This is a genomic window from Caulobacter sp. FG7, assembly GCF_057808875.1.
The window spans coordinates 72,076-90,782 of the sequence record NZ_JBMDIW010000012.1; the positions used below are offsets into that span (position 1 = coordinate 72,076).

Annotated in this window: 17 protein-coding genes; 11 read left to right on the top strand and 6 right to left on the bottom strand. The window is 70.6% G+C overall.

Annotated elements, in window-relative coordinates; genetic code table 11:
- Positions 1 to 164: 164 nt before the first annotated feature.
- Positions 165 to 1,163, bottom strand: coding sequence for an aldo/keto reductase (locus tag ACODR1_RS11845; protein ID WP_488880627.1), 999 nt, complete (start codon positions 1,161 to 1,163; stop codon positions 165 to 167).
- 119 nt (positions 1,164 to 1,282) lie between these two features.
- Here ACODR1_RS11845 and ACODR1_RS11850 point away from each other — a divergent pair, with 119 nt between their 5' ends.
- The 4 genes from ACODR1_RS11850 to ACODR1_RS11865 all read left to right on the top strand — a co-directional run bounded on the left by ACODR1_RS11850 (position 1,283) and on the right by ACODR1_RS11865 (position 3,902).
- Positions 1,283 to 2,170, top strand: a complete 888-nt coding sequence (locus ACODR1_RS11850) for a LysR family transcriptional regulator (RefSeq protein WP_116487802.1) — start codon at positions 1,283 to 1,285, stop codon at positions 2,168 to 2,170.
- A gap of 178 nt (positions 2,171 to 2,348) precedes the next feature.
- Positions 2,349 to 2,834, top strand: coding sequence for a VOC family protein (locus ACODR1_RS11855; protein ID WP_488880628.1), 486 nt, complete (start codon positions 2,349 to 2,351; stop codon positions 2,832 to 2,834).
- A 103-nt stretch (positions 2,835 to 2,937) separates the two neighbouring features.
- Positions 2,938 to 3,249 carry a PadR family transcriptional regulator gene (locus ACODR1_RS11860; RefSeq protein ID WP_488880629.1) on the top strand — a complete coding sequence of 104 codons (312 nt, stop codon included), beginning with the start codon at positions 2,938 to 2,940 and terminating at the stop codon, positions 3,247 to 3,249.
- Complete coding sequence (locus ACODR1_RS11865; protein ID WP_488880630.1) at positions 3,246 to 3,902, top strand: hypothetical protein; 657 nt, start codon at positions 3,246 to 3,248, stop codon at positions 3,900 to 3,902. The genes ACODR1_RS11860 and ACODR1_RS11865 overlap by 4 nt, the downstream gene beginning before the upstream one ends.
- Here ACODR1_RS11865 and ACODR1_RS11870 read toward each other — a convergent pair.
- The 3 genes from ACODR1_RS11870 to ACODR1_RS11880 all read right to left on the bottom strand — a co-directional run bounded on the left by ACODR1_RS11870 (position 3,899) and on the right by ACODR1_RS11880 (position 7,810).
- On the bottom strand, positions 3,899 to 5,968 hold the full coding sequence (locus ACODR1_RS11870) for an ATP-binding protein (RefSeq protein WP_488880631.1): 2,070 nt from the start codon (positions 5,966 to 5,968) through the stop codon (positions 3,899 to 3,901). The genes ACODR1_RS11865 and ACODR1_RS11870 overlap by 4 nt on opposite strands.
- 107 nt (positions 5,969 to 6,075) lie before the next feature.
- The gene (locus tag ACODR1_RS11875; protein ID WP_116487796.1) at positions 6,076 to 6,297 is read right to left on the bottom strand and encodes an alkylphosphonate utilization protein; all 222 of its coding nucleotides are present in this window, start codon (positions 6,295 to 6,297) and stop codon (positions 6,076 to 6,078) included.
- Between the two features lie 91 nt (positions 6,298 to 6,388).
- Positions 6,389 to 7,810, bottom strand: a complete 1,422-nt coding sequence (locus tag ACODR1_RS11880; protein WP_488880632.1) for a purple acid phosphatase family protein — start codon at positions 7,808 to 7,810, stop codon at positions 6,389 to 6,391.
- Between the two features lie 203 nt (positions 7,811 to 8,013).
- Between ACODR1_RS11880 and ACODR1_RS11885 the strand changes: the two genes are divergently transcribed.
- Complete coding sequence (locus ACODR1_RS11885) at positions 8,014 to 8,352, top strand: hypothetical protein (RefSeq protein ID WP_488880633.1); 339 nt, start codon at positions 8,014 to 8,016, stop codon at positions 8,350 to 8,352.
- Positions 8,353 to 8,361: 9 nt separating this feature from the next.
- Here ACODR1_RS11885 and ACODR1_RS11890 read toward each other — a convergent pair whose 3' ends face one another.
- Both ACODR1_RS11890 and ACODR1_RS11895 read right to left on the bottom strand, forming a co-directional pair.
- Positions 8,362 to 9,294 carry a site-specific tyrosine recombinase XerD gene (locus ACODR1_RS11890; protein ID WP_488880634.1) on the bottom strand — a complete coding sequence of 311 codons (933 nt, stop codon included), beginning with the start codon at positions 9,292 to 9,294 and terminating at the stop codon, positions 8,362 to 8,364.
- Positions 9,291 to 10,766 (bottom strand): hypothetical protein, encoded by a 1,476-nt coding sequence (locus tag ACODR1_RS11895; RefSeq protein ID WP_488880635.1) that lies wholly within the window; start codon positions 10,764 to 10,766, stop codon positions 9,291 to 9,293. Before ACODR1_RS11895 ends, ACODR1_RS11890 begins: the two co-directional genes overlap by 4 nt.
- A gap of 230 nt (positions 10,767 to 10,996) precedes the next feature.
- Between ACODR1_RS11895 and ACODR1_RS11900 the strand changes: the two genes are divergently transcribed.
- The 6 genes from ACODR1_RS11900 (at position 10,997) to ACODR1_RS11925 (ending at position 18,658) form a co-directional block, all read left to right on the top strand.
- Positions 10,997 to 13,435, top strand: coding sequence for a membrane-bound PQQ-dependent dehydrogenase, glucose/quinate/shikimate family (locus tag ACODR1_RS11900; RefSeq protein WP_488880636.1), 2,439 nt, complete (start codon positions 10,997 to 10,999; stop codon positions 13,433 to 13,435).
- Entirely contained in the window at positions 13,432 to 14,703 is a 1,272-nt protein-coding gene (locus tag ACODR1_RS11905) for a carbohydrate porin (protein WP_488880637.1), read from the top strand. The genes ACODR1_RS11900 and ACODR1_RS11905 overlap by 4 nt, the downstream gene beginning before the upstream one ends.
- A gap of 113 nt (positions 14,704 to 14,816) precedes the next feature.
- Entirely contained in the window at positions 14,817 to 15,392 is a 576-nt protein-coding gene (locus ACODR1_RS11910; RefSeq protein WP_488880638.1) for a shikimate kinase, read from the top strand.
- 4 nt (positions 15,393 to 15,396) lie between these two features.
- Complete coding sequence (gene aroB, locus ACODR1_RS11915; RefSeq protein ID WP_488880639.1) at positions 15,397 to 16,512, top strand: 3-dehydroquinate synthase; 1,116 nt, start codon at positions 15,397 to 15,399, stop codon at positions 16,510 to 16,512.
- Between the two features lie 191 nt (positions 16,513 to 16,703).
- Complete coding sequence (locus tag ACODR1_RS11920) at positions 16,704 to 18,284, top strand: sensor histidine kinase (protein ID WP_488880640.1); 1,581 nt, start codon at positions 16,704 to 16,706, stop codon at positions 18,282 to 18,284.
- Between the two features lie 5 nt (positions 18,285 to 18,289).
- The gene (locus tag ACODR1_RS11925; RefSeq protein ID WP_101714994.1) at positions 18,290 to 18,658 is read left to right on the top strand and encodes a response regulator; all 369 of its coding nucleotides are present in this window, start codon (positions 18,290 to 18,292) and stop codon (positions 18,656 to 18,658) included.
- The last annotated feature ends 49 nt before the right edge of the window (positions 18,659 to 18,707 follow it).

Here is an 18,707-nt window from a genome sequence, read left to right on the forward strand (position 1 = left end):
GGCGGAAAAGGGACCGCCGCTCAGAGATCCTCCCCCCGAAGGGGGAGGTGGCCCGGAGGGCCGGAGGGGGAAGTATCTGTCGAAGTCGACGCGACCGCCGGGGGAAGCAGGAACGTCCCCCTCCGTCGGCTTCGCCGACACCTCCCCCTTCAGGGGGAGGATCTTTATCGCCCCACCATCGCCAGGCCGGCCTCGGCATACCGCGCGCCCTCGACTTCCGTCTCCGGCACCGCCGCGGCGATCCTGGCCAGATCCTCGGAGCTCAGGGTCACGTCGACCGCGCCGATGTTCTCCTGCAGACGCGACACCTTGGTCGTGCCCGGGATCGGCGCGATGTCGGGTCCCTGCGCCAGCAGCCAGGCCAGGGCCAGCTGCGCCGGCGTCACGCCCTTCTCGCCGGCCAGCTGCGTCAGGGCCTCGACCAGCGACTGGTTCTTGGCGATGGCCTCGCCCTGGAAGCGCGGCAGGGTCGAGCGGAAATCGTCCTTGCCGAAGCCGTCGCCGGCCTTGATCGCGCCGGTCAGGAAGCCGCGGCCCAGCGGGCTGTAGGGCACCAGGCCGATGCCCAGCTCGCGGATCGTCGGCAGCACTTCGACTTCGATCCCCCGCGTCCACAGCGAATACTCGCTCTGCAGAGCCGCCACCGGCTGCACCGCCTGGGCCTTGCGGATGGTGGCCGCGCCGGCTTCCGACAGGCCGAAGTGCTTGACCTTGCCCTCGGCGATCAGGTCCTTGACCGTTCCCGCCACGTCCTCGATCGGCACGTTCGGGTCGACGCGGTGCTGGTAGAGGAGGTCGATCACCTCGACGCCCAGGCGCTTGAGCGACGCCTCGGCCACGGCGCGGATGTTGTCGGGCCGCGAGTTGACGCCGCGCATGCGCGGAACGCCGGCCTCGTCGGGGGCGATGTCGAAGCCGAACTTCGTCGCGATAACGAGCTTGTCGCGGAATGGCTTCAGCCCCTCGCCGACCAGCTCCTCGTTCACATAGGGACCATAGACCTCGGCCGTGTCGAAGAAGGTGACGCCCAGGTCGACGGCCTTGGCCATCAGGTCGAACATCGCCTGCTTGTCGGGCGCGGGACCATAGGCCCAGCTCATGCCCATGCAGCCGAGACCGAGGGCCGAGACCTCCAGGCCGTCGCCGAGTTTGCGCGTCTTCATGGGCAGCTCCTTTTGCGGAATTTCGGTCGCGGTCCGGCCGCGACGACGCAGAGATGGGTCCAGGCGGGCCGCACGATAACCGCTTGCGGTCTCAACGCACTCCTGAGCATCTCTCAGCAATGTCGACCCGTCCCCTGCCCGACCTCGCCGTCTTCGCCCTGGTCGCCGAGCGCCGCAGCTTCCGCGCCGCCGCCCAGGTGCTGGGCGTCACCGCCTCGGCCCTCAGCCACACGATCCGCAACCTCGAGGCCCGTCTCGACGTGCGCCTGCTCAACCGCACCACCCGCAGCGTGGCTCCCACCGAGGCCGGCGAGCGGCTTCTCGCCAGGCTCGGCCCCGCCCTGGCCGACATCGATGCGGCCCTGGACGAGGTGGCGATGTTCCGCGACCGCCCGGCCGGCCGCCTGCGGGTCAATGTCGCCAGCACGGCCGCGCGGATGCTGCTGGCGCCGCGCCTGGGCGGCTTCATGAACGCCTATCCAGACGTGCGGGTCGAGATCGTCTGCGAGGACGCCCTGGCCGACATCGTCGCCGGCGGCTTCGATTGCGGCGTGCGGCTGGGCGAGCGGCTGCAGGCCGACATGATCGCCGTGCCCCTGGGCGGCGAGCTCTCCCAGGCCCTGGTCGCCACCCCCGACTACATCGAGCGCCACGGCGCTCCGACCAAGCCGGAAGACCTGATGAGCGGCCACCGCTGCCTCCTGGTGCGCCGCGCCTCGGGCCAGCCCTATCCATGGGAGTTCGAGCGCAAGGGCCGCCTGGTGGTCGTCACCCCGCCGCCGGCCCTGCTGACCGACAACGGCGTCGTCATGCTGGAAGCCTGCCGCGCCGGCGCGGGCCTGGCCTTCCCGTTCCGCGAGGCCGTCGCCGACGACATCGCCGCCGGCCGGCTGGTCTCGCTGCTGGAGGACTGGTGCGAGCCCTTCCCCGGCTTCTTCCTCTACTATCCCAGCCGCCGCCAGCTCTCCCCGGCCCTGCGGGCCTTCATCGACTGGATGCGGGGGTAGCCCCCTCCTCCGAGGGGGAGGATCTACTGCGCCAAGATGCGCCCCCTCTGGGGAGCCGTCGGCGAAGCCGACCGAGGGGGCCCTCAGCAAAAAATCTCCTCGACCCTGTCGGCATGGCGGGCGTTCCTTCGTCCTCGGGAAGACGCGACCGCCGAGGTCGCGCAGGAGGAGCAACGCCATGCCGAAGATCTCGCCGTTCCTGTGGTTCGATACCCAGGCCCTGGAGGCCGCCGAGTTCTACGTCTCGATCTTTCCCAATTCGAGGATCGTGTCGGTGAACCGCTATCCCGACGACGTGCCGCCGCCGGCCGGGCCCGGCGGTTCGGTGTCGACGGTCTATTTCGAGCTCGACGGCCAGCCGCACGTGGCGCTGAACGGCGGGCCCCACTTCAAGTTCACCGAGGCGATCTCGCTGTCGATCGACTGCGACGGCCAGGCGCAGGTCGACCACTACTGGGACGGCCTGCTGGCCGGCGGCGGTCAGCCTTCGCAATGCGGCTGGCTGAAGGACCGCTACGGCCTGTCCTGGCAGGTCACCCCGCGCCAACTGATCGAGCTGACCACCGGACCCGACAAGGCCGTCGCCGGCCGGGTGTTCGCGGCGATGATGACCATGAGCAAGATCGACGTGCCGACGCTGGAAAAAGCCGCGCGCGGCGGTTGAGACGCGACTTTCACGCGGTCGCCGCCGCTGCTAACGGCGACGACCGCCAAATTGCCGAACGATGATACTTGACTTAAACTCTACATATATCGTTAATGACGACATGACCCGCGCACCCAACATCTCGCGCCAGACGGTCGGCGTGCTGGCCGCCCTGCTGGCCCAGCCCCAGGCCTGGCGCTACGGCTACGACCTGTCCAAGGAAACGGGCCTGAAGTCGGGCACGCTCTATCCGCTGCTGATGCGGCTGTCGGACCAGGGCTACCTGGAGGCCGAGTGGCGCCAGCCGCTGCAGCCCGGCCGCCCCGCCCGTCACGCCTATCGCCTGACAGCCAACGGCGTCGCCTTGGCCCGACAGCGCGCGCAGGCCACGCCCGACGCGGCGCCGCTCCAGCCCTCGGCGGTGCGCCCATGAGCCTCGCCGAGCGCCTGCTCGACCACGCCGCCGCCGTCCTGCCCACCGCCCAGCGCGACTGGGCCGCCGGCATGAAAGCCGAGCTTTCCGCCATCGACGCGCCGGGCGAGGCCCTGGCCTTCGCCGCCGGCTGCGTGCTGGCCGCCTATCGCCGCAGGATCAATCCGATGCGCATCGCGCTTGTCTCGGCTCGCCTGTTCGTGGCCGCAGTCACCCTGCTGACCGCCGTCTTCCACGCCTTCATGCCGGCCTACATGCTGGCGATCCTGGCCGACCTGAAGCTGAACGGCATGAATGGCTTCGCCGGCCGGTTCCGGATGTTCAAGGGCCGCACCGCCGACGAGGCGATCTCCGGCGTGCTGATGATGCCGCTCTGGCATGTGGGCCTGATGCTGGTCATGGCGCTCTCTTTCGGCGCCTGCGCCTGGTTCATGGCCAAGGGCGACATGCGGCGGCTGTTCGTCGCCATTCTCGCCGGCGTCGCGGCCCACACCGCCAATACCCTCACCCAGCTGGCCCTGTGGCCGACGCCCTATTTCGTGCACCCCAAGGTCGCGGGCCTGAACTACGTCGCCTTCGGCCTGCTGCTTTTCGCGGGGCTCTTCTTCTTCGGCCTGGACCGCTGGACCCGGCCGAAGCCGGCCACGGCCTAGGCCGCCTCGCGCGCGCCCAACCAGCTCTCGACCGTCGCGTAGAGCACGTCCTTCTGGATCGGCTTGGCCACGTGGTCGACCATGCCGGCCTCGCGGCACTGGGCGATCTGCTGGGGCAGCGCGTCGGCGCTCATGGCGATGATCGGCACGGCCGAGACGGGCCCGGGCAGGGCCCGGATCGCGCGAGTGGCCGAAAGGCCATCCATGCCCGGCATGTGGATGTCCATCAGCACGACGTCGAAGCCGCCGCTCGCGGCCATCTCCACGGCCTCCTGGCCGTTCTCGGCGGTGACCACCTCGCAGCCGGCCAGGGCCAGGAAGGCGCCGCCGATCTCGCGGTTCATCGGATGGTCGTCGACCAGCAGCACGCGAGCCGAGGCGATCCGGCCGCCGCCGGCGATCACCGGCGGCGGCGCGGCCTGGCAAGCCTGCGCCGCCAGCTCGATCCAGAAGGTCGAGCCCTGATCCGGGTTGGCGGTCATGCCGATACGCCCGCCCATCAGCTCGACCAGCGCCTTGCTGATCGCCAGGCCCAGCCCCGCCCCGCCGAAAGCCCGCGTCACCGAGCTGTCGCCCTGGCTGAAGCGCTGGAACAGGCGATCGCGCAGTTGCGGCGGCACGCCGATGCCGGTGTCGACGATCTCGATCCGCAAGAGGTCGGCGTCCCTGCCGGGCGTCACCGCAAGTCGCGCGGTCACCCGGCCGGCCGGCGTGAACTTCACGGCGTTGTTGAGCAGGTTCAGCAGCACCTGGCGCAGGCGATCGGCGTCCAGCGCATGGTGGCGGCCGGTCTCGCCCTCGGCCTCGACATCCAGCGCCAGGCCCTTGGCGCGAGCCTCCTGAGCGACGATGGCGACGGCGTCGCGCAGCACCGTCTCGGCGCGCGCGGGCTCGACCTGCAACTCCACCCGGCCGGCCTCGACCCGCGAGAAGTCCAGCACGTCGTTGACCAGGGTCAGCAGCGCCCCGCCAGCCCCGTCGATCAGGCTCACGTGACGGCGGGCCTCGGGGGCCAGGTCGTCGCGGTCGGCCAGCAGGCGGGTAAAGCCCAGCACGCTGTTCAGCGGCGTGCGGATCTCGTGGCTCATGGTGGCCAGAAACTCGGTCTTGGCCTGGCTGGCGGCCTGGGCGCGGGCCTGGGCCTTTCGGGCCAGGGCCTGGCGCCGCACCAGGAGCTGCTTGAGGCGCTGCTGGTTGGCCAGCGCCAGGGCGGCGGCCAGGCAGGTGAACAGCAGCGCGCTGACCAGGAACTGCAGGGCGTGCATCCGCTCCGAAGCCTGGGCGCGGGTCGCGGCTTCGGCGACGATGCCCAGCACGCTCAGCGGCGCGGCGATGGCCGCGACGATCACCGTCGTCCAGGCCGCACCCTTGGGACCCAACCGGAAGGCCACCAGCACCCCGGCCGGAAACACCAGGAACGGCAGTGTGTGGCCGGGTCGGCCGAACGCGATCAAGGCGGCGACCGCCACCATCACGTAGCAGGCGATCTTTTCCCAGACCGGCCGCTCGAAGCCGCGCTGGATGCGCGGGTCGAACAGGATCAGGGCGATCGGCAGGCCGGCCGTCATGCCCAGGGCGTTGACGAACAGCCAGTTCTTGACCAGCACCGGCAGCGAGACGTGCAGCATCGGGGCGCTGGCGAAGGCCCCGATCACGGCCAGCACGGCGGTGATCGGCAGGGCCAGCCCCACGACCCTCAGGGCCTGGGTCAGGTTCTTCATCCTTGGCGGCCCACCGAAGGCCTTGCGCAGCACCACCGCGATCACCGCCGCCTCGATGGTGTCGAGCACCGTGAACAGCGCCGTCATCGCCGGCGCCGTACCGCCCAGGCGATCCAGAAGCACGTGGCAGATGGTGGTGACCACCAGCAGGATCAGGCTGCGGCGCGGGGTCAGCAGGACGAGGCCGCCGGCCAACAGGCCGTTGCACGGCCACAGGGTGGCCATGCCAGACGGCCCCCTTGTCAGCAGGTCGCAATAGGCGATGGTCACGGCGTAGGCGAAGATCAACGCCAGCAGCAGGCGCGTCTGCCGCCCATCGCCCTCGAACCGTTTGAAAGCCACCATACGCGTACTCGCGATCCCCTCGTCCCCCGACGAAATCGCCGGCAGGATCGCGCCCAACCCCGGCTAAACGGTTAAGACGAGACGGGAATTTCTCGCGATGAGCGCGATTACGCCTTCTTGACGAACTCGGTGCGCAGCACGAGGCCTCTCACCTTGTCGACATTGGCCTCGATCTCGTCGGGATCGCCGGTCAGGCGGATCTTCTTGACCAGGGTCCCGCGCTTGAGGGTCACCCCGCCCGAGCCCTTGACCTTCAGGTCCTTGATGAGGGTGACGTTGTCGCCGTCGGCCAGGATCGCGCCGTTGGAATCGCGGGTTTCGTCGGACATGGAGGTCTCCCTGGGCCTCAAGCGAAGCCCGCACAAAAAGTACGGGCTTCTTAGAGCGCGTCGGGGAAAAGTCTAAGCGGTTTCGCCGTCTCTACTTCGCGCGGCCCAGGCACGGCGCCCCGTCCGGCCCCGTGGCGCCGGTGCAGACCCGCTGGGCCAGCATCGACTCGGTGCTCTCGACCAGGGTCTTGGCGCCGTCCTTGCCGCGCTGCAGGGTGAAGGCGTCGTAGAGCTTGCCGCTGGCGGTGTAGGCGGCGAACCCGAGCTTGTCGGCCGCCACGTCGATCACCTGGTAGAACTCGGTGTCGGCGGCGACCTTGTCGGGCTGGGTCAGGGCCCGGTCGTTCAGGGCGTACATCTTCGAGCCGACCACCGAAACCACATAGACCGGCCCCTGCGGCTGGCCTGCCTTGTGGCGGCGCGCGGCGTCGGCCTTGCCGGCCTCGCTGGTCAGGCGCGCATAGCAGTGGTCATGGCCCTGAAGCACCAGATCGACCTTGCGGGCCTCGAACACCGGCTTCCAGGCGGCTTTCAGCTTTTCGGTGTCCTGCGGGCGGGCGCAGGTGAAGATCGGCTGGTGGAAGGTGACGATGTTCCAACTGGCCTTGCTGGCGGCCAGGGTCTGGTCCAGCCAGCGGGTCTGGGCCTCCAGCGCGCCGAGATCCAGCGCGGCCGTGCCGTCCAGGATGATGAACCGCACGCCCTGATAGTCGACGTAATAGGTCGTCGCCTTCACCGGCTCGGCCCCGTTGTCCGGCAGCGCGAACTGCAGCGGCCAGTAGGGGCCAAGCTTGCGGCTTTCAGTCCCGTCGGCCTTGGTCACGTCGACATATTCGTGGTTGCCGGTGGCCGGCAGCTGCGGAACGGTCGAGAAGTTATAGGCGCCGGCCGCCGTCCACTCGCCCCACTCGTCGTCGTGGTCGAGGTCGTCGCGCTGGGCCACGAGGTCGCCGGCGTGCAGCACCAGGGCCGGCGCGGCGGTCGACTGGAAGCCCTGGCGGATCACCCGCGAGCCGATCGGCAGGATGCCGTTCTGGGTGTCGCCCAGATAGAGGAAGCGGAACGGTCGGAACGTCGCCGCGGCGGTGTGGAACTGCAGCCACTCGCTCCAGCCGTCGGCGCCCTTCACGCGGTAGACATAGGCCGTATCGGGCGACAGGCCCGTCAGCCGCGCCTGGTGATAGAGCGCCGGGCCGTTGGCGCTGTCGATGGCCTTGCTGGTTCCGGCCAGGGTCTTGGCGTGGAACTCAAGGCTCGGACCGTCGATGGCCGGGGCCAGCTGGATCTCGGCGCTCGCCTGGCGCGGATCTGTGCGCCAGGCCACGGCCATCTCGCGCGAGGGATCCGCGCCCGCGGTCAGCACGATGCGGTCGGGCAGGCCCTTGGGCTTGAACGGCAGGCCCGGCGAGCGCGGAACAGGCTGGGCGGCCTCCTGGGCCGTCGCCAGCGTCGAGACGCCGGCCGCCGCCAGGCCGAGCGCCGCTGCTCCGACCACGAGTTTCCGCAGGTTCATGACCTTCCCTCCGCCGACTGACGAACCAAGCGCGACCAAGGCCGCGCGGCGGTACCTGCCTGGGTTCCGTGACAGATTGACGAAGACCGCGGGCGTTTCCGACCCAAAGTTGCAGCCTTTGCCATACACACACTATAGCTGCGCCATAGCTCACTCACCCACGGTTCGTGGCCATCCGTCCGGCTTTCACTCACAGGTTTACGATGAAGCGTCTTCTCACTGCTTTGGTCACGACGGCCGCCATATTGGCGGCGTCATCCGCCCACGCCTCCAACACTGGCGCGGGCACGGTGAGCAACATTCACGTGCTGGAAGGCGGCGTCGTCCTTTTCACCCATAACGGCACGCGCTCCGCCGTCCCCGGCTGCGCCACCGTCTCCGTCCGCTGGGCGTTCGACAGCACCACCCCTGCCGGCCAGTCCAAGCTGGCGATGCTGCTCACGGCCTACTCGACCAAGCAGCCGATCGTCGTCCATGGCAAGGGCTCCTGCGTCGTCTGGGGCGACACCGAGACCATGGACTTCCTCTACACGGTAGACTGAGGCTCGGTCCTAGTCCTTGCGGCCCAGCGGGTGCTTGGTCCTGACCACCTCGGCCAGGTGCTCGCCGGCCACGTGGGTGTAGATCTGGGTGGTGCCGATGTCGGCGTGGCCCAGCAGGGTCTGGATCACCCTCAGGTCGGCGCCGCCCTCCAGCAGGTGGGTGGCGAAGGCGTGGCGCAACACGTGCGGGCTGACCTTCTCTCGGTCGATGCCGGCGGCGATCGCCGCGTCTTCCAGCAGTTGCGACACCCGCCGCGCCGTCAGCCGCCCGCCCTTGCCGCGTGAGGGAAAAAGCCACGGGCTGTCCTTGCGGCCCTTTGGCAGGAATTGCACCCTTCCCGCGATATAGGCCTTCACCGCCGAGCGGGCCGCGTCGTTCAGCGGCGCCAGCCGTTCCTTGCCGCCCTTGCCCTTGACCATCAGGAAGGCGGGGTCCCGCGCCAAGGCCGACAACGGCAGGGCCAGCAGTTCGCTGATCCGCAGGCCCGAGGCGTAGAGCAGCTCGATGATGCACGACAGGCGCAGGCCCTGGGCCCCGTCCTTGGCCGAAGCGGCGGCCAGCAGGGCGTCGATCTCGGCCCGCGACAGCACCTTGGGCAGCGGCCGGCCGGCCTTGGGCGCGACCACCCGGCGCGACGGATCGTCGGTCCGCCAGCCCTCGCCCAGGGCGAAGCGATAGAACTGCCGCACGGCCGAGCGCCGCCGCGCCGCCGTGGCCGGCGAAAGACCGCGCGCCCCCAGGTCCTGGAAATAGGCCTCGATGGTCTCGGCGTCTGCCGTGTCGAGATCGTCGCCCTTGCCGCTCAGAAAGCCCCGGGCGTCCTCGAGGTCCTTCTCGTAGGCGCGCAAGGTGTTGGCGGCGGCCGCGCGCTCGACGGCCATCATCTCCAGGAAGGCCTCGACCCAGCCCTCGGCCTTTCCACCCGCTTTGGGGCCGCTCATTTCTTCTTCGGGGTCGGCTTGGCGGCGGGCTTGGCGGCCGGCGGGGCCGGCGGCCCGGGCAGCAGGCCCTCGACGGCCAGCGCCCGGGCGTCGGCGGCAAGGCCCACACGGTTCAACGCCGCGACGATGCGGGCGCGATCGGCGGCCGTAGGTCCGGCGACACCAGCGTCGGCGGCGACCGACAGGGCCAGCACGGCGGCTTCGCCCTTGCGGCCGGCGGCGGCCGCGCTGTCCAGCAGCGCCAGTCGCGCGGCCGAGGCGTTCGACTTACCCGCCTCGAAGCCGGCGAAGGTGGCTCGGTCCTCGGGGCTCAGCGCCCCGCCCAGGGCCTGCAGCACCACGGCGGCCGGCTGGGCCGGCGACTTGGTTCCGCCATTGGCGCCCAGCTCCACCAGCCGGTCCAGCGCCTGGTCGGTCGAGCCGCCCGAACTGGCGGCCAGGGCGGCGTCGAACAGGGCCAGGTCCTGGTTGCCGACGCCGGGGATGGCGTCGCTCGTCATCTTGCCCCGGATCGCCTGGGCGGTCTTGACGTCGCCGGCGGTCAGGACCGCACGCAGGAAGAGACCCGGATCGGTAAGCGGCGCGTCGGCGGCGACCAGGGCCGCGATCAGCGGGGCGGCGGCGCGGGCGGCGGCGGCGAAGTCCGCCCCGGGCTTGGCCGACTTCAGGAACGCCCAATCGGAGCTTTGCGCGGCCGCCAGGTCGGCCGCCGGCGGGGCCAGCAGCGGGCGGGTGGCCGGGGTCGCGGTGGCCGAAGCCGCCTGGATGTCCAGCCCCAGCTTCTTCGACAGGGCGTAGTTGATCCCGGTGCGCAGGTTGGCGCCGCCGGTCGGCGCCGCGCCCGACAGCAGGGCCGGCATCAGCCGGGCGTAGTCGGCGTCCTTGCCCTGCTGCTGGGCGAGATTGAAGGTCAGTTGGGCCTCGGCGGTCTGGCCGGCCCTAGCCTGACAGAAGGCGCGCAGCCGCAGCCAGTAGCCGGTCCCGCGATCGGCGCTCAGGACGTCGGCCACGGCGCAGGCGCGGTCGTCGTCGCCGGCGATCAGGTTGGCCTCGGCCGCGGCCATGGCCAGGGCGGCGTTCTGGTCGAGCCCCGGCGTGCGGTCCATCACCCGCTTGGCGCCGGCCGCCTCGCCCAGGGCGATCAGGGCCAGGGCCCGCGCCCCGCCCATCTCGGGATCGTCGCCCACGCCGGCCGGCGCGCGTGCGCCGGTGGCCAGCACCCGCCGCGCGAAGTCGGCGAAGGCCGGCGACAGCGGCTTGGCGCCCAGCTTGGGCAGGGTCTCGCGCATCAGGCCCGGCGAGGCGTCCTTCCAAAGGTCGCCCGGCAGGCCGGTGTCGGCGGCCGGATTCGAGAACAGGTCCGGCGGCGCCAGCGTGCTGACGGCCACCTCCTGAGCGTGGACGGACGCCGCGACGGCGAGAACGGAAACGGCGGCGGCGAGCGCCAGCGGGGAACGCGGGGAGAAAGCCATGAGCCCTACTATGGCAAGGAAGCGCGGCAGGCAGAAGACGGTTGGACGGCGATTGCGCGGCCAAAGGGCGTAACCGCGGTCGGCCAGAAAAGCTTGCAGGCGGCCGGGTTTGGGTTCACAGCGCGAATGTGCCGCTTACCTAGCGTGAGCTTGAGCCCGTGGGGGGCTCCATACGTCCATCTGTTCGGACGGGAGTGGTCGAGCCGCGTCGATCATCCACGGGAGACCCCATGCCCTCCACCCTGTCCGACACCCGTAAAGCCGTCAGTCCGCTGGCGCGGCTATGGCTGCTGCTGCTCGGCGCGGTCATCGTCGCCGCGGGCCTGTTCTTCCTGATCGGCGGCGGCAAGCTGCTGGCCCTGGGCGGCAGCCCCTACTTCCTGGCCGCCGGCGTGGTGCTGGCCGCTTCGGGCGTGCAGATCGCGCGGGCCAGGACGGCCGGCGCCCTGCTGTTCGGGGCGGTGTTCGTGCTGACGGTGATCTGGGCGCTGTGGGAGTCGGGCGTCTCGTTCTGGCCGCTGATCTCGCGCCTCCTGGCCCTGAGCGTCGGCGCGGCCGTGGTCGCCTTCTCCTATCCGCTGATGGCGCGGGCCAGCGGCAAGCCCTCGGCCCTGGTCCCCGCCCTGGCGACCGGCGCGGTGCTGGCCCTGGGCGCGGGCGCGGGCTTCACCGCCATGTTCTTTCCCCACCCCACCGTCGCCTTCACCGGCGCGGCCGGCGGCCTCGTCCCTGTCGATCCGGCCAAGGCCCAGAAGAACTGGGAGGCCTACGGCAACACCCCCGGCGCCAGCCGCTTCGTGGCGCTGGACGAGATCACCCGCGACAACGTGCAGGGTCTGAAGGTCGCCTGGACCTACCGCACCGGCGACGTGGCGGTCAGCGACGGCAACGGCGCCGAGGACCAGGACACCCCGCTGCAGGTCGGCGACACCGTCTACATCTGCACCCCGCACAACAACGTCATCGCGCTGGACGCCGACACCGGCCGCGAAAAGTGGAAGACGATCGTCGACGCCAAGGCCTCGGTCTGGATGCGCTGTCGGGGCCTGGCCTATTTCGACGCCGGCGCGCCGCTGCTGCAGCCGACCGCCGCCGGCGCCACGCCCGTCCTGACGGCGACCGTCCCCGAGGGCGCGCCCTGCCGTCGCCGCATCCTGATGAACACCATCAACGCCGTGCTGATGGCCTTCGACGCCGACACCGGCAAGGCCTGCCAGGACTTCGGGACCGCCGGCCGCGTCGACCTGAAGGCGGGCCTGGGCGACGCGCCCGACCCGCAGTACCAGCTGACCGCCGCCCCCACCCTGGCCGGCACGACCATCGTGGTCGGCGGCCGCATCGCCGACAACGTCCAGGTCGACATGCCCGGCGGCGTGGTGCGCGGCTTCGACGTCATCACCGGCGCCCTGCGCTGGGCCTTCGATCCCGGCGATCCGTCGATCACCGGCGCGCCACCGGCCGGCAAGACCTACGCCCGCTCGACCCCCAACGTCTGGTCGTCGATGTCGTACGACGCCGCCTCCAACACCGTGTTCATGCCGGTGGGCAGCGCCTCGGTCGACCTCTACGGCAAGACCCGCAGCGCGCTCGACCACCGCTACGGCGCCTCGATGCTGGCGCTGGACGCCACCACGGGCCGCGAGAAGTGGGTGTTCCAGACGGTCCATAACGACCTTTGGGACTTCGACGTGCCGATGCAGCCCAGCTTCATCGACTTCCCCAAGGCTGGCGGCGGCACGACCCCCGCCCTGGTCTTCGGCACCAAGGCCGGCCAGCTCTACGTGCTCGACCGCGCCACGGGCCAGCCGCTGACCAAGGTCGAGAACGTGCCGGTCAAGGCCGCCGACATCCCCGGCGAGCCCTACGCTCTCAGCCAGCCGCGCTCGACCGGCATGCCGCAGATCGGCGCCCAGACGCTGAAGGAAGCCGACATGTGGGGCGCCACGCCCTTCGACCAGCTTCTGTGCCGCATCGCCTTCAAGGGCATGCGCTACGAGGGCCTCTACACCGCCCCGGGCACCGACAAGTCGCTGAGCTTCCCCGGCTCGCTGGGCGGCATGAATTGGGGCGGGCTGTCGACCGACCCGACCACCAACACGATCTTCGTCAACGACATGCGCCTTGGCCTGTGGGTGCGGATGATCCCGCAGGACACCAGCAAGGCCGCGGCCGCGGGCGGCGGCGAAGCGGTCAACACCGGCATGGGCGCCGTGCCGCTGAAGGGCACGCCCTATTCGGTCGACAAGAACCGCTTCCTGTCGGTGCTGGGCATCCCCTGCCAGGCCCCGCCCTACGGCACGATGACCGCCGTCGACATGACGACCCAGAAGATCAAGTGGCAGGTCCCGGTCGGCACCGTGCGCGACACCGGTCCGCTGGGGATCAAGATGGGCCTGCCGATGCCGATCGGCCTGCCTACCCTGGGCGGCAGCCTGGCCACGCAAGGCGGCCTCGTCTTCTTCGCCGGCACGCAGGACTACTATCTGCGCGCCTTCGACTCGGGCACCGGCAAGGAAGTCTGGAAGGCCCGCCTGCCGGTGGGCAGCCAGGGCGGCCCGATGAGCTACCGCTCGCCCAAGACCGGCAAGCAGTACGTGGTGATCACCGCCGGCGGCGCGCGCCAGTCGCCCGATCGCGGCGACTACGTGATCGCCTACGCGCTGAAATGAGCAGGCCGATCGAACGGCTGGGCGCCGCCGCCGGACTGGCGGCGGCCCTGGCCTGCGCCTCGCCCGCCCTCGCCGGCGAACGCACAACCCTGACCGGAGACTGGGGCGGTCTGCGCACCGACCTGGCCGAAGGCGGGATCGCCCTCCGCGGCGACTATGTCTCGGAGACCTTCAGCGTGCTGGACGGCGGCCTGCGGCGCGGCGGCGGCTACACCCAGCAGATCCGGGTCGGCGCCGACTTCGACCTCGACAAGCTGGCCGGCTGGTCGGGGGGTATCCTGCACCTGACCTTCAACGACCGACGCGGCAAGGGCGTGTCGTCCGACGTGGTCGGCAACCGCCTGCCGATCCAGGAAGCCTATGGCGGCCAGTATACGCGCCTGACCGAGCTCTCCATCGAGCAGCAGCTGGACGGCGGCCGGCTGGACCTGCGGGCCGGCTTCTTCGCCATGGGCAACGACCTGGGCGGCATGGCCATCGGCTGCAACCTGGTCAACGCGGCCTTCTGCGCCCACCCGCTGTCGATGTCGGGCGACAGCGGCTGGTACAACTATCCCAACGCCCGCTGGGGCGTGGCGGCGCGCTACGCCGTGCGGCCGGACCTGCTGGTGCGCACCGGCGTCTACCAGGTGAACCCGGCGCTGAACGACAAGGCCAACGCCTGGCGTCCGTTCGCCTCAGGCTCGACCGGGGTGATGCTGCCGCTGGAGGTGGAGTACGACCGCGGCGCGGCCTCCCGCAATTCCGGGGGCGGCCTGCCGGGCCACTACAAGCTGGGCGCCTACTACGACAGCTCGCGCGTCACCCGCCAGGGCGAGACCGGAACCGTGAAGGGCCGCTACGGCGTCTACCTGCTGGCCGACCAGATGATCTGGCGCGAGGGCAGCGGAAACCGGGGCCTGTCGCTGTTTGGCCAGTTCACCAGCAACCCCAAGGCCTCGGCCCCGATCACCCGCTGGTACGAGGCGGGCCTGGTCAAGACCGGAACCTTCCGCGGCCGCGACGCCGACACCATCGCGCTGGGCATCATCCACGCCCGGCTCAATCCGCGCCTGCGGCAGGCCTATGCCGACACCGCCGCCCCGCCGGTCGACTACGGCGCCCTGCCGGCGGGCGAGACCGCGATAGAGCTGAGCTACGGCTGGCAGGCCACCCGCTGGCTGACCGTGCGGCCCGACGTACAATACATCCTCGACCCCGGCGCCTTCGACTATCGCGACACTCCCAACGCCCTGGCCGTCGGGGCGCAGGTGAAGGCGCAGTTCTAAGGGGGAACCTCCACGCAAGCTCCCCCTCCCCCAAAACTAACGCCCGCCCCAGGAATAACCGCAGTCCCAAGCGTGGCGGCAGGGGCGCGGGTCGTGTATCGGGGGAGCCGACCATGACCGCCGAACTCGCTCCGCCCCGCTATCCAGACCTCCGTGACCGGACCATCGTGCTGGTCGGGCTGATGGGCGTGGGCAAGTCCAGCGTCGGCCGGCGCCTGGCCAACACGCTGGACCTGCCGTTCCGCGACGCGGACAACGAGGTCGAGCGCGCCGCCGGCCGCTCGATCCCCGAGATCTTCGCCGAAATGGGCGAGGACGCCTTCCGCGACGGCGAGCGCCGGGTCATCGCCCGCCTGCTGGACGAGCCGCCGCACGTGCTGGCCACCGGCGGCGGGGCCTTCGTCAACGCCGAGACCCGCGCCCTGATCAAGGACAAGGCCATCGCCATCTGGCTGAAGGCCGATCTGGAGCTGCTGGCCCGCCGCGTCGGCCGCAAGGACGGCCGCCCGCTGCTGAAGAATCGCGACCCGATGGACGTCCTGCGCGAGCAGGCCGTGACCCGCTACCCCGCCTATGGCGAGGCCCACCTGACCGTCGAGACCGGCGACACGCCCCACATGGTGGCCGTCGAAGCCGTGATCGCCGCCCTGCAGGGCCGCCTCGCCGCCGCGTCCGCTACCGGAGAGTAAGACCGTGATCCGCACCGTTCCCGTGGGCCTGGGCGACCGCGCCTATGACGTCGTCATCGGTACGGGCCTGATCGACAAGGCCGGCGAGCACGTCCTGCCGTTCCTGTCCAAGCGCAAGCGCTGCGCCGTGGTCACCGACGCCAATGTCGGCGAACACCATGTGGAGCGCCTGTCGGTGTCGCTGGAAAAGGCCGGCGCCTCGGTCGACGTCATCGTGCTGCCGCCAGGCGAGGAGACCAAGAGCTTCGAGGGCCTGGCTCACCTGTCGGACCAGCTGCTGGCGCTGAACCTGGAGCGCGGCGACATGATCGTGGCCTTCGGCGGCGGCGTGATCGGCGACCTCGCCGGCTTCGCGGCGGCGATCTACAAGCGCGGCGTCGACTTCATCCAGATCCCGACCTCCCTCCTGGCCCAGGTCGACAGCTCGGTCGGCGGCAAGACCGCCATCGACACTCCGCGCGGCAAGAACCTGATCGGCGCCTTCCACCAGCCGCGCCTCGTCCTGGCCGACCTCGACGTGCTGGCCACCCTGCCCGCCCGCGAACTGGCCTGCGGCTATGCCGAGGTCATCAAGTACGGCCTGCTGGGCGACTTCGACTTCTTCGAGTGGCTGGAAAAGAACGTTCACGCCGTGCTTGAGCGCGACACCCAAGCCCTGGTCCGCGCCGTCGGCCGCAGCGTCGAGATGAAGGCCGAGATCGTCGCCGAGGACGAGAAGGAGGCCGGTCGCCGCGCGCTCCTCAACCTCGGCCACACCTTCGGCCACGCGATCGAGGCCGAGATGGGATTCGGCGACGCCCTCAAGCACGGCGAGGCCGTCGGCGTGGGCATGGCCCAGGCCTTCCGCTTCTCGGCCGCGCAAGGCCTGTGTTCGGCCCAGGACGCCGTCCGCGCCGTGGCCGCCATCAAGGCCTCGGGCCTGCCCAACACCCTGGCCGAGGTGCGCAGCCAGCCCTTCGGCGCCGACGCCCTGATCGCCCACATGGGCCAGGACAAGAAGGCCGAGGGCGGCGCCCTGACCTTCGTTCTCGTGCGCAGGATCGGCGAGGCCTTCGTCGCCAAGGGCGTCGATCCGGCCCCGCTGCGCGCCTTCCTGCTGACCGAGGGCGCGACCGGCTGAAGGCAGCCGCCTCCGGGGCGAGACAGGCGTTTCACGTCACCGCTTCCCTAAAAGCCAAGCTTGTTTACGATCGGCGGAACCGCACCGTTTCCGGCGCGTTCAGGTCGACGCGCCGTGTTGTCGGCGTTGGGGTCTAGGGGGGAGCCTAGGTGACCGTTTTGGAGGCCGACGCGGTGTCAGCGACGGAGGAGATGGCCGATCTCCGCCGGCGGCTGGCCGAAGCGCAGGCCGCTCATGCCGACGAGGTGCGCCGCAACCAGGCGTTCAGCCGCATCGCCGCGGCCATCGGCGCGCACCAGAGCCCGGGCGAGACCGTCCAGGCGGTGATCGACGGCGGCGTCGAGCTGATCGGCGCCCAGTTCGGCGCGTTCTTCTACAACGTCACCGACGAGGCCGGAGAGAGCTACATGCTCTATGGCCTCGCCGGCGCGCCGCCCGAGGCGTTCGCCGACTTTCCCATGCCGCGCAAGACGGCGATCTTCGCCCCCACCTTCAACGGCGTGGGCGTGGTCCGTTCGGACGACATCCTGGCCGATCCGCGCTATGGCCAGAACGCGCCGCGCCGGGGCATGCCCGAGGGACATCTGCCCGTGCGCAGCTACCTGGCCGCTCCGGTGACCACAGTCGACGACGTGGTGCTGGGCGGCCTGTTCTTCGGCCATCGCGAGACCGGCAAGTTCGACGCCCGCGCCGAAACCCTGATCATTGGCCTCGCCGCCCAGGCCGCCGTCGCCATCGAGCGCAGCCGCGCGGGCGAAGCCGGACACCGCGAGCTGACCGAGCGTCGCCGCACCGAGGAGCGCCTGAAGTTCGCCCTCGATTCCGGGCGCCTGGGCTCCTGGGAGCTGGACGTCGAGACCCGCGCCTACGACGCTTCGGACATCTGCAAGTCGAACTACGGGCGCACGGCCGACCAGGATTTCGGCTTCGACGACCTGGTGGCCACCATTCACCCGAGCGATCGCGCACGGATGCTGGCGGCTATGGACGAGGCCATCCGCACCGGCGGCGACTACGACATCGAGTACCGCGTGGTGATCCCCAGCGGCGAAACGCGCTGGGTGCACGCCCGCGGCCGCGCGGCGGTGCGCGACGAGACGCCGGTGATCGGCGGAAGCGTGCGACGCATGGCCGGCGTGTCGCTGGACGTCACCGAGCGCAAGCGGGCCGAGGAGCGCCAGCGCCTGCTGCTCAACGAACTCAATCACCGGGTCAAGAACACCCTGGTCACCGTCCAGTCGATGGCCGCCCAGACCCTGCGCGCCGCAGACGGCCTTCCCGCCTTCCGCGAGGCCTTCGAAGCCCGGCTGATCGCCCTCTCCCAGACCCACAACCTGCTGACCGAGCAGAACTGGGAAAGCGCCAGCCTGCGCGAGATCGTCGACGCCGAACTGGAGGCCTTCGCCGGCCGCGAGCGGCTGGACTTCGACTATGCCCGCGACCTGCGCCTCAACCCCAAGGCCACCGTCGCCATCGGCATGGCCGTGCACGAACTGGCCACCAACGCCGCCAAGTACGGCGCCCTGTCGACGCCCGAGGGGCGCGTGACGGTGGCCTGGTCCACCGAACCGCCGCAGGCCCCCGCCCGCCTGGTCCTGACCTGGACCGAGCGCGACGGCCCCAGCGTCACTCCGCCGACCCGTCGTGGCTTCGGCGCTCGCCTTCTGGAGAAGGGCCTCGCCGGCGAGTTGTCCGGCGTGGTCCGTCTCGCCTATGATCAATCAGGCCTGGTCTGCGCCATGACGCTGCCCCTCGCCGCCCTGGAGCCGTGAAACAGATGAAGACCCTCGCCGCCCTGAAGGTTCTGGTGGTCGAAGACGAAGCCCTCGTCTCGATGCTGGTCGAGGACATGCTCGGCGATCTCGGCTGCGAGGTCGTGGGCCCGGCCGCCGAGATCGAGGAGGCCCTGCGCCTGGCCGGATCGGCCGAGATCGACGCGGCCCTGCTCGACGTCAACCTGGGCGGACGGCCGATCTTCCCGGTCGCCGACGCCCTGAAGGCGCGCGGCGTGCCCTTCGCCTTCGCCAGCGGCTATGGCGAGGCGGGCCTGACCGAGCCGCACAAGGGCTCTGCGGTGCTGCAGAAGCCGTTCCGCGAGGCCGACCTGCGCCGCGTGCTCGAAGGCCTCGCCGCCCAGGTCGCGTGAGGCTGCGGGCTTCGCGCCCGCTCCATCCTCGGATCATCGACAGCCGCCC

What these genes read in the sequence shown, in the direction of transcription:
- ACODR1_RS11845 (WP_488880627.1), bottom strand. Translation starts at nt 1,163, where the DNA reads ATGAAGACGCGCAAACTCGGCGACGGCCTGGAGGTCTCGGCCCTCGGT.
- ACODR1_RS11920 (WP_488880640.1), top strand. Translation starts at nt 16,704, where the DNA reads ATGGCCGATCTCCGCCGGCGGCTGGCCGAAGCGCAGGCCGCTCATGCC.
- ACODR1_RS11850 (WP_116487802.1), top strand. Translation starts at nt 1,283, where the DNA reads ATGTCGACCCGTCCCCTGCCCGACCTCGCCGTCTTCGCCCTGGTCGCC.
- ACODR1_RS11870 (WP_488880631.1), bottom strand. Translation starts at nt 5,968, where the DNA reads ATGGTGGCTTTCAAACGGTTCGAGGGCGATGGGCGGCAGACGCGCCTG.
- ACODR1_RS11925 (WP_101714994.1), top strand. Translation starts at nt 18,290, where the DNA reads ATGAAGACCCTCGCCGCCCTGAAGGTTCTGGTGGTCGAAGACGAAGCC.
- ACODR1_RS11885 (WP_488880633.1), top strand. Translation starts at nt 8,014, where the DNA reads ATGAAGCGTCTTCTCACTGCTTTGGTCACGACGGCCGCCATATTGGCG.
- ACODR1_RS11910 (WP_488880638.1), top strand. Translation starts at nt 14,817, where the DNA reads ATGACCGCCGAACTCGCTCCGCCCCGCTATCCAGACCTCCGTGACCGG.
- ACODR1_RS11895 (WP_488880635.1), bottom strand. Translation starts at nt 10,766, where the DNA reads ATGGCTTTCTCCCCGCGTTCCCCGCTGGCGCTCGCCGCCGCCGTTTCC.
- ACODR1_RS11865 (WP_488880630.1), top strand. Translation starts at nt 3,246, where the DNA reads ATGAGCCTCGCCGAGCGCCTGCTCGACCACGCCGCCGCCGTCCTGCCC.
- ACODR1_RS11860 (WP_488880629.1), top strand. Translation starts at nt 2,938, where the DNA reads ATGACCCGCGCACCCAACATCTCGCGCCAGACGGTCGGCGTGCTGGCC.
- ACODR1_RS11880 (WP_488880632.1), bottom strand. Translation starts at nt 7,810, where the DNA reads ATGAACCTGCGGAAACTCGTGGTCGGAGCAGCGGCGCTCGGCCTGGCG.
- ACODR1_RS11875 (WP_116487796.1), bottom strand. Translation starts at nt 6,297, where the DNA reads ATGTCCGACGAAACCCGCGATTCCAACGGCGCGATCCTGGCCGACGGC.
- ACODR1_RS11890 (WP_488880634.1), bottom strand. Translation starts at nt 9,294, where the DNA reads ATGAGCGGCCCCAAAGCGGGTGGAAAGGCCGAGGGCTGGGTCGAGGCC.
- ACODR1_RS11855 (WP_488880628.1), top strand. Translation starts at nt 2,349, where the DNA reads ATGCCGAAGATCTCGCCGTTCCTGTGGTTCGATACCCAGGCCCTGGAG.
- ACODR1_RS11905 (WP_488880637.1), top strand. Translation starts at nt 13,432, where the DNA reads ATGAGCAGGCCGATCGAACGGCTGGGCGCCGCCGCCGGACTGGCGGCG.
- ACODR1_RS11900 (WP_488880636.1), top strand. Translation starts at nt 10,997, where the DNA reads ATGCCCTCCACCCTGTCCGACACCCGTAAAGCCGTCAGTCCGCTGGCG.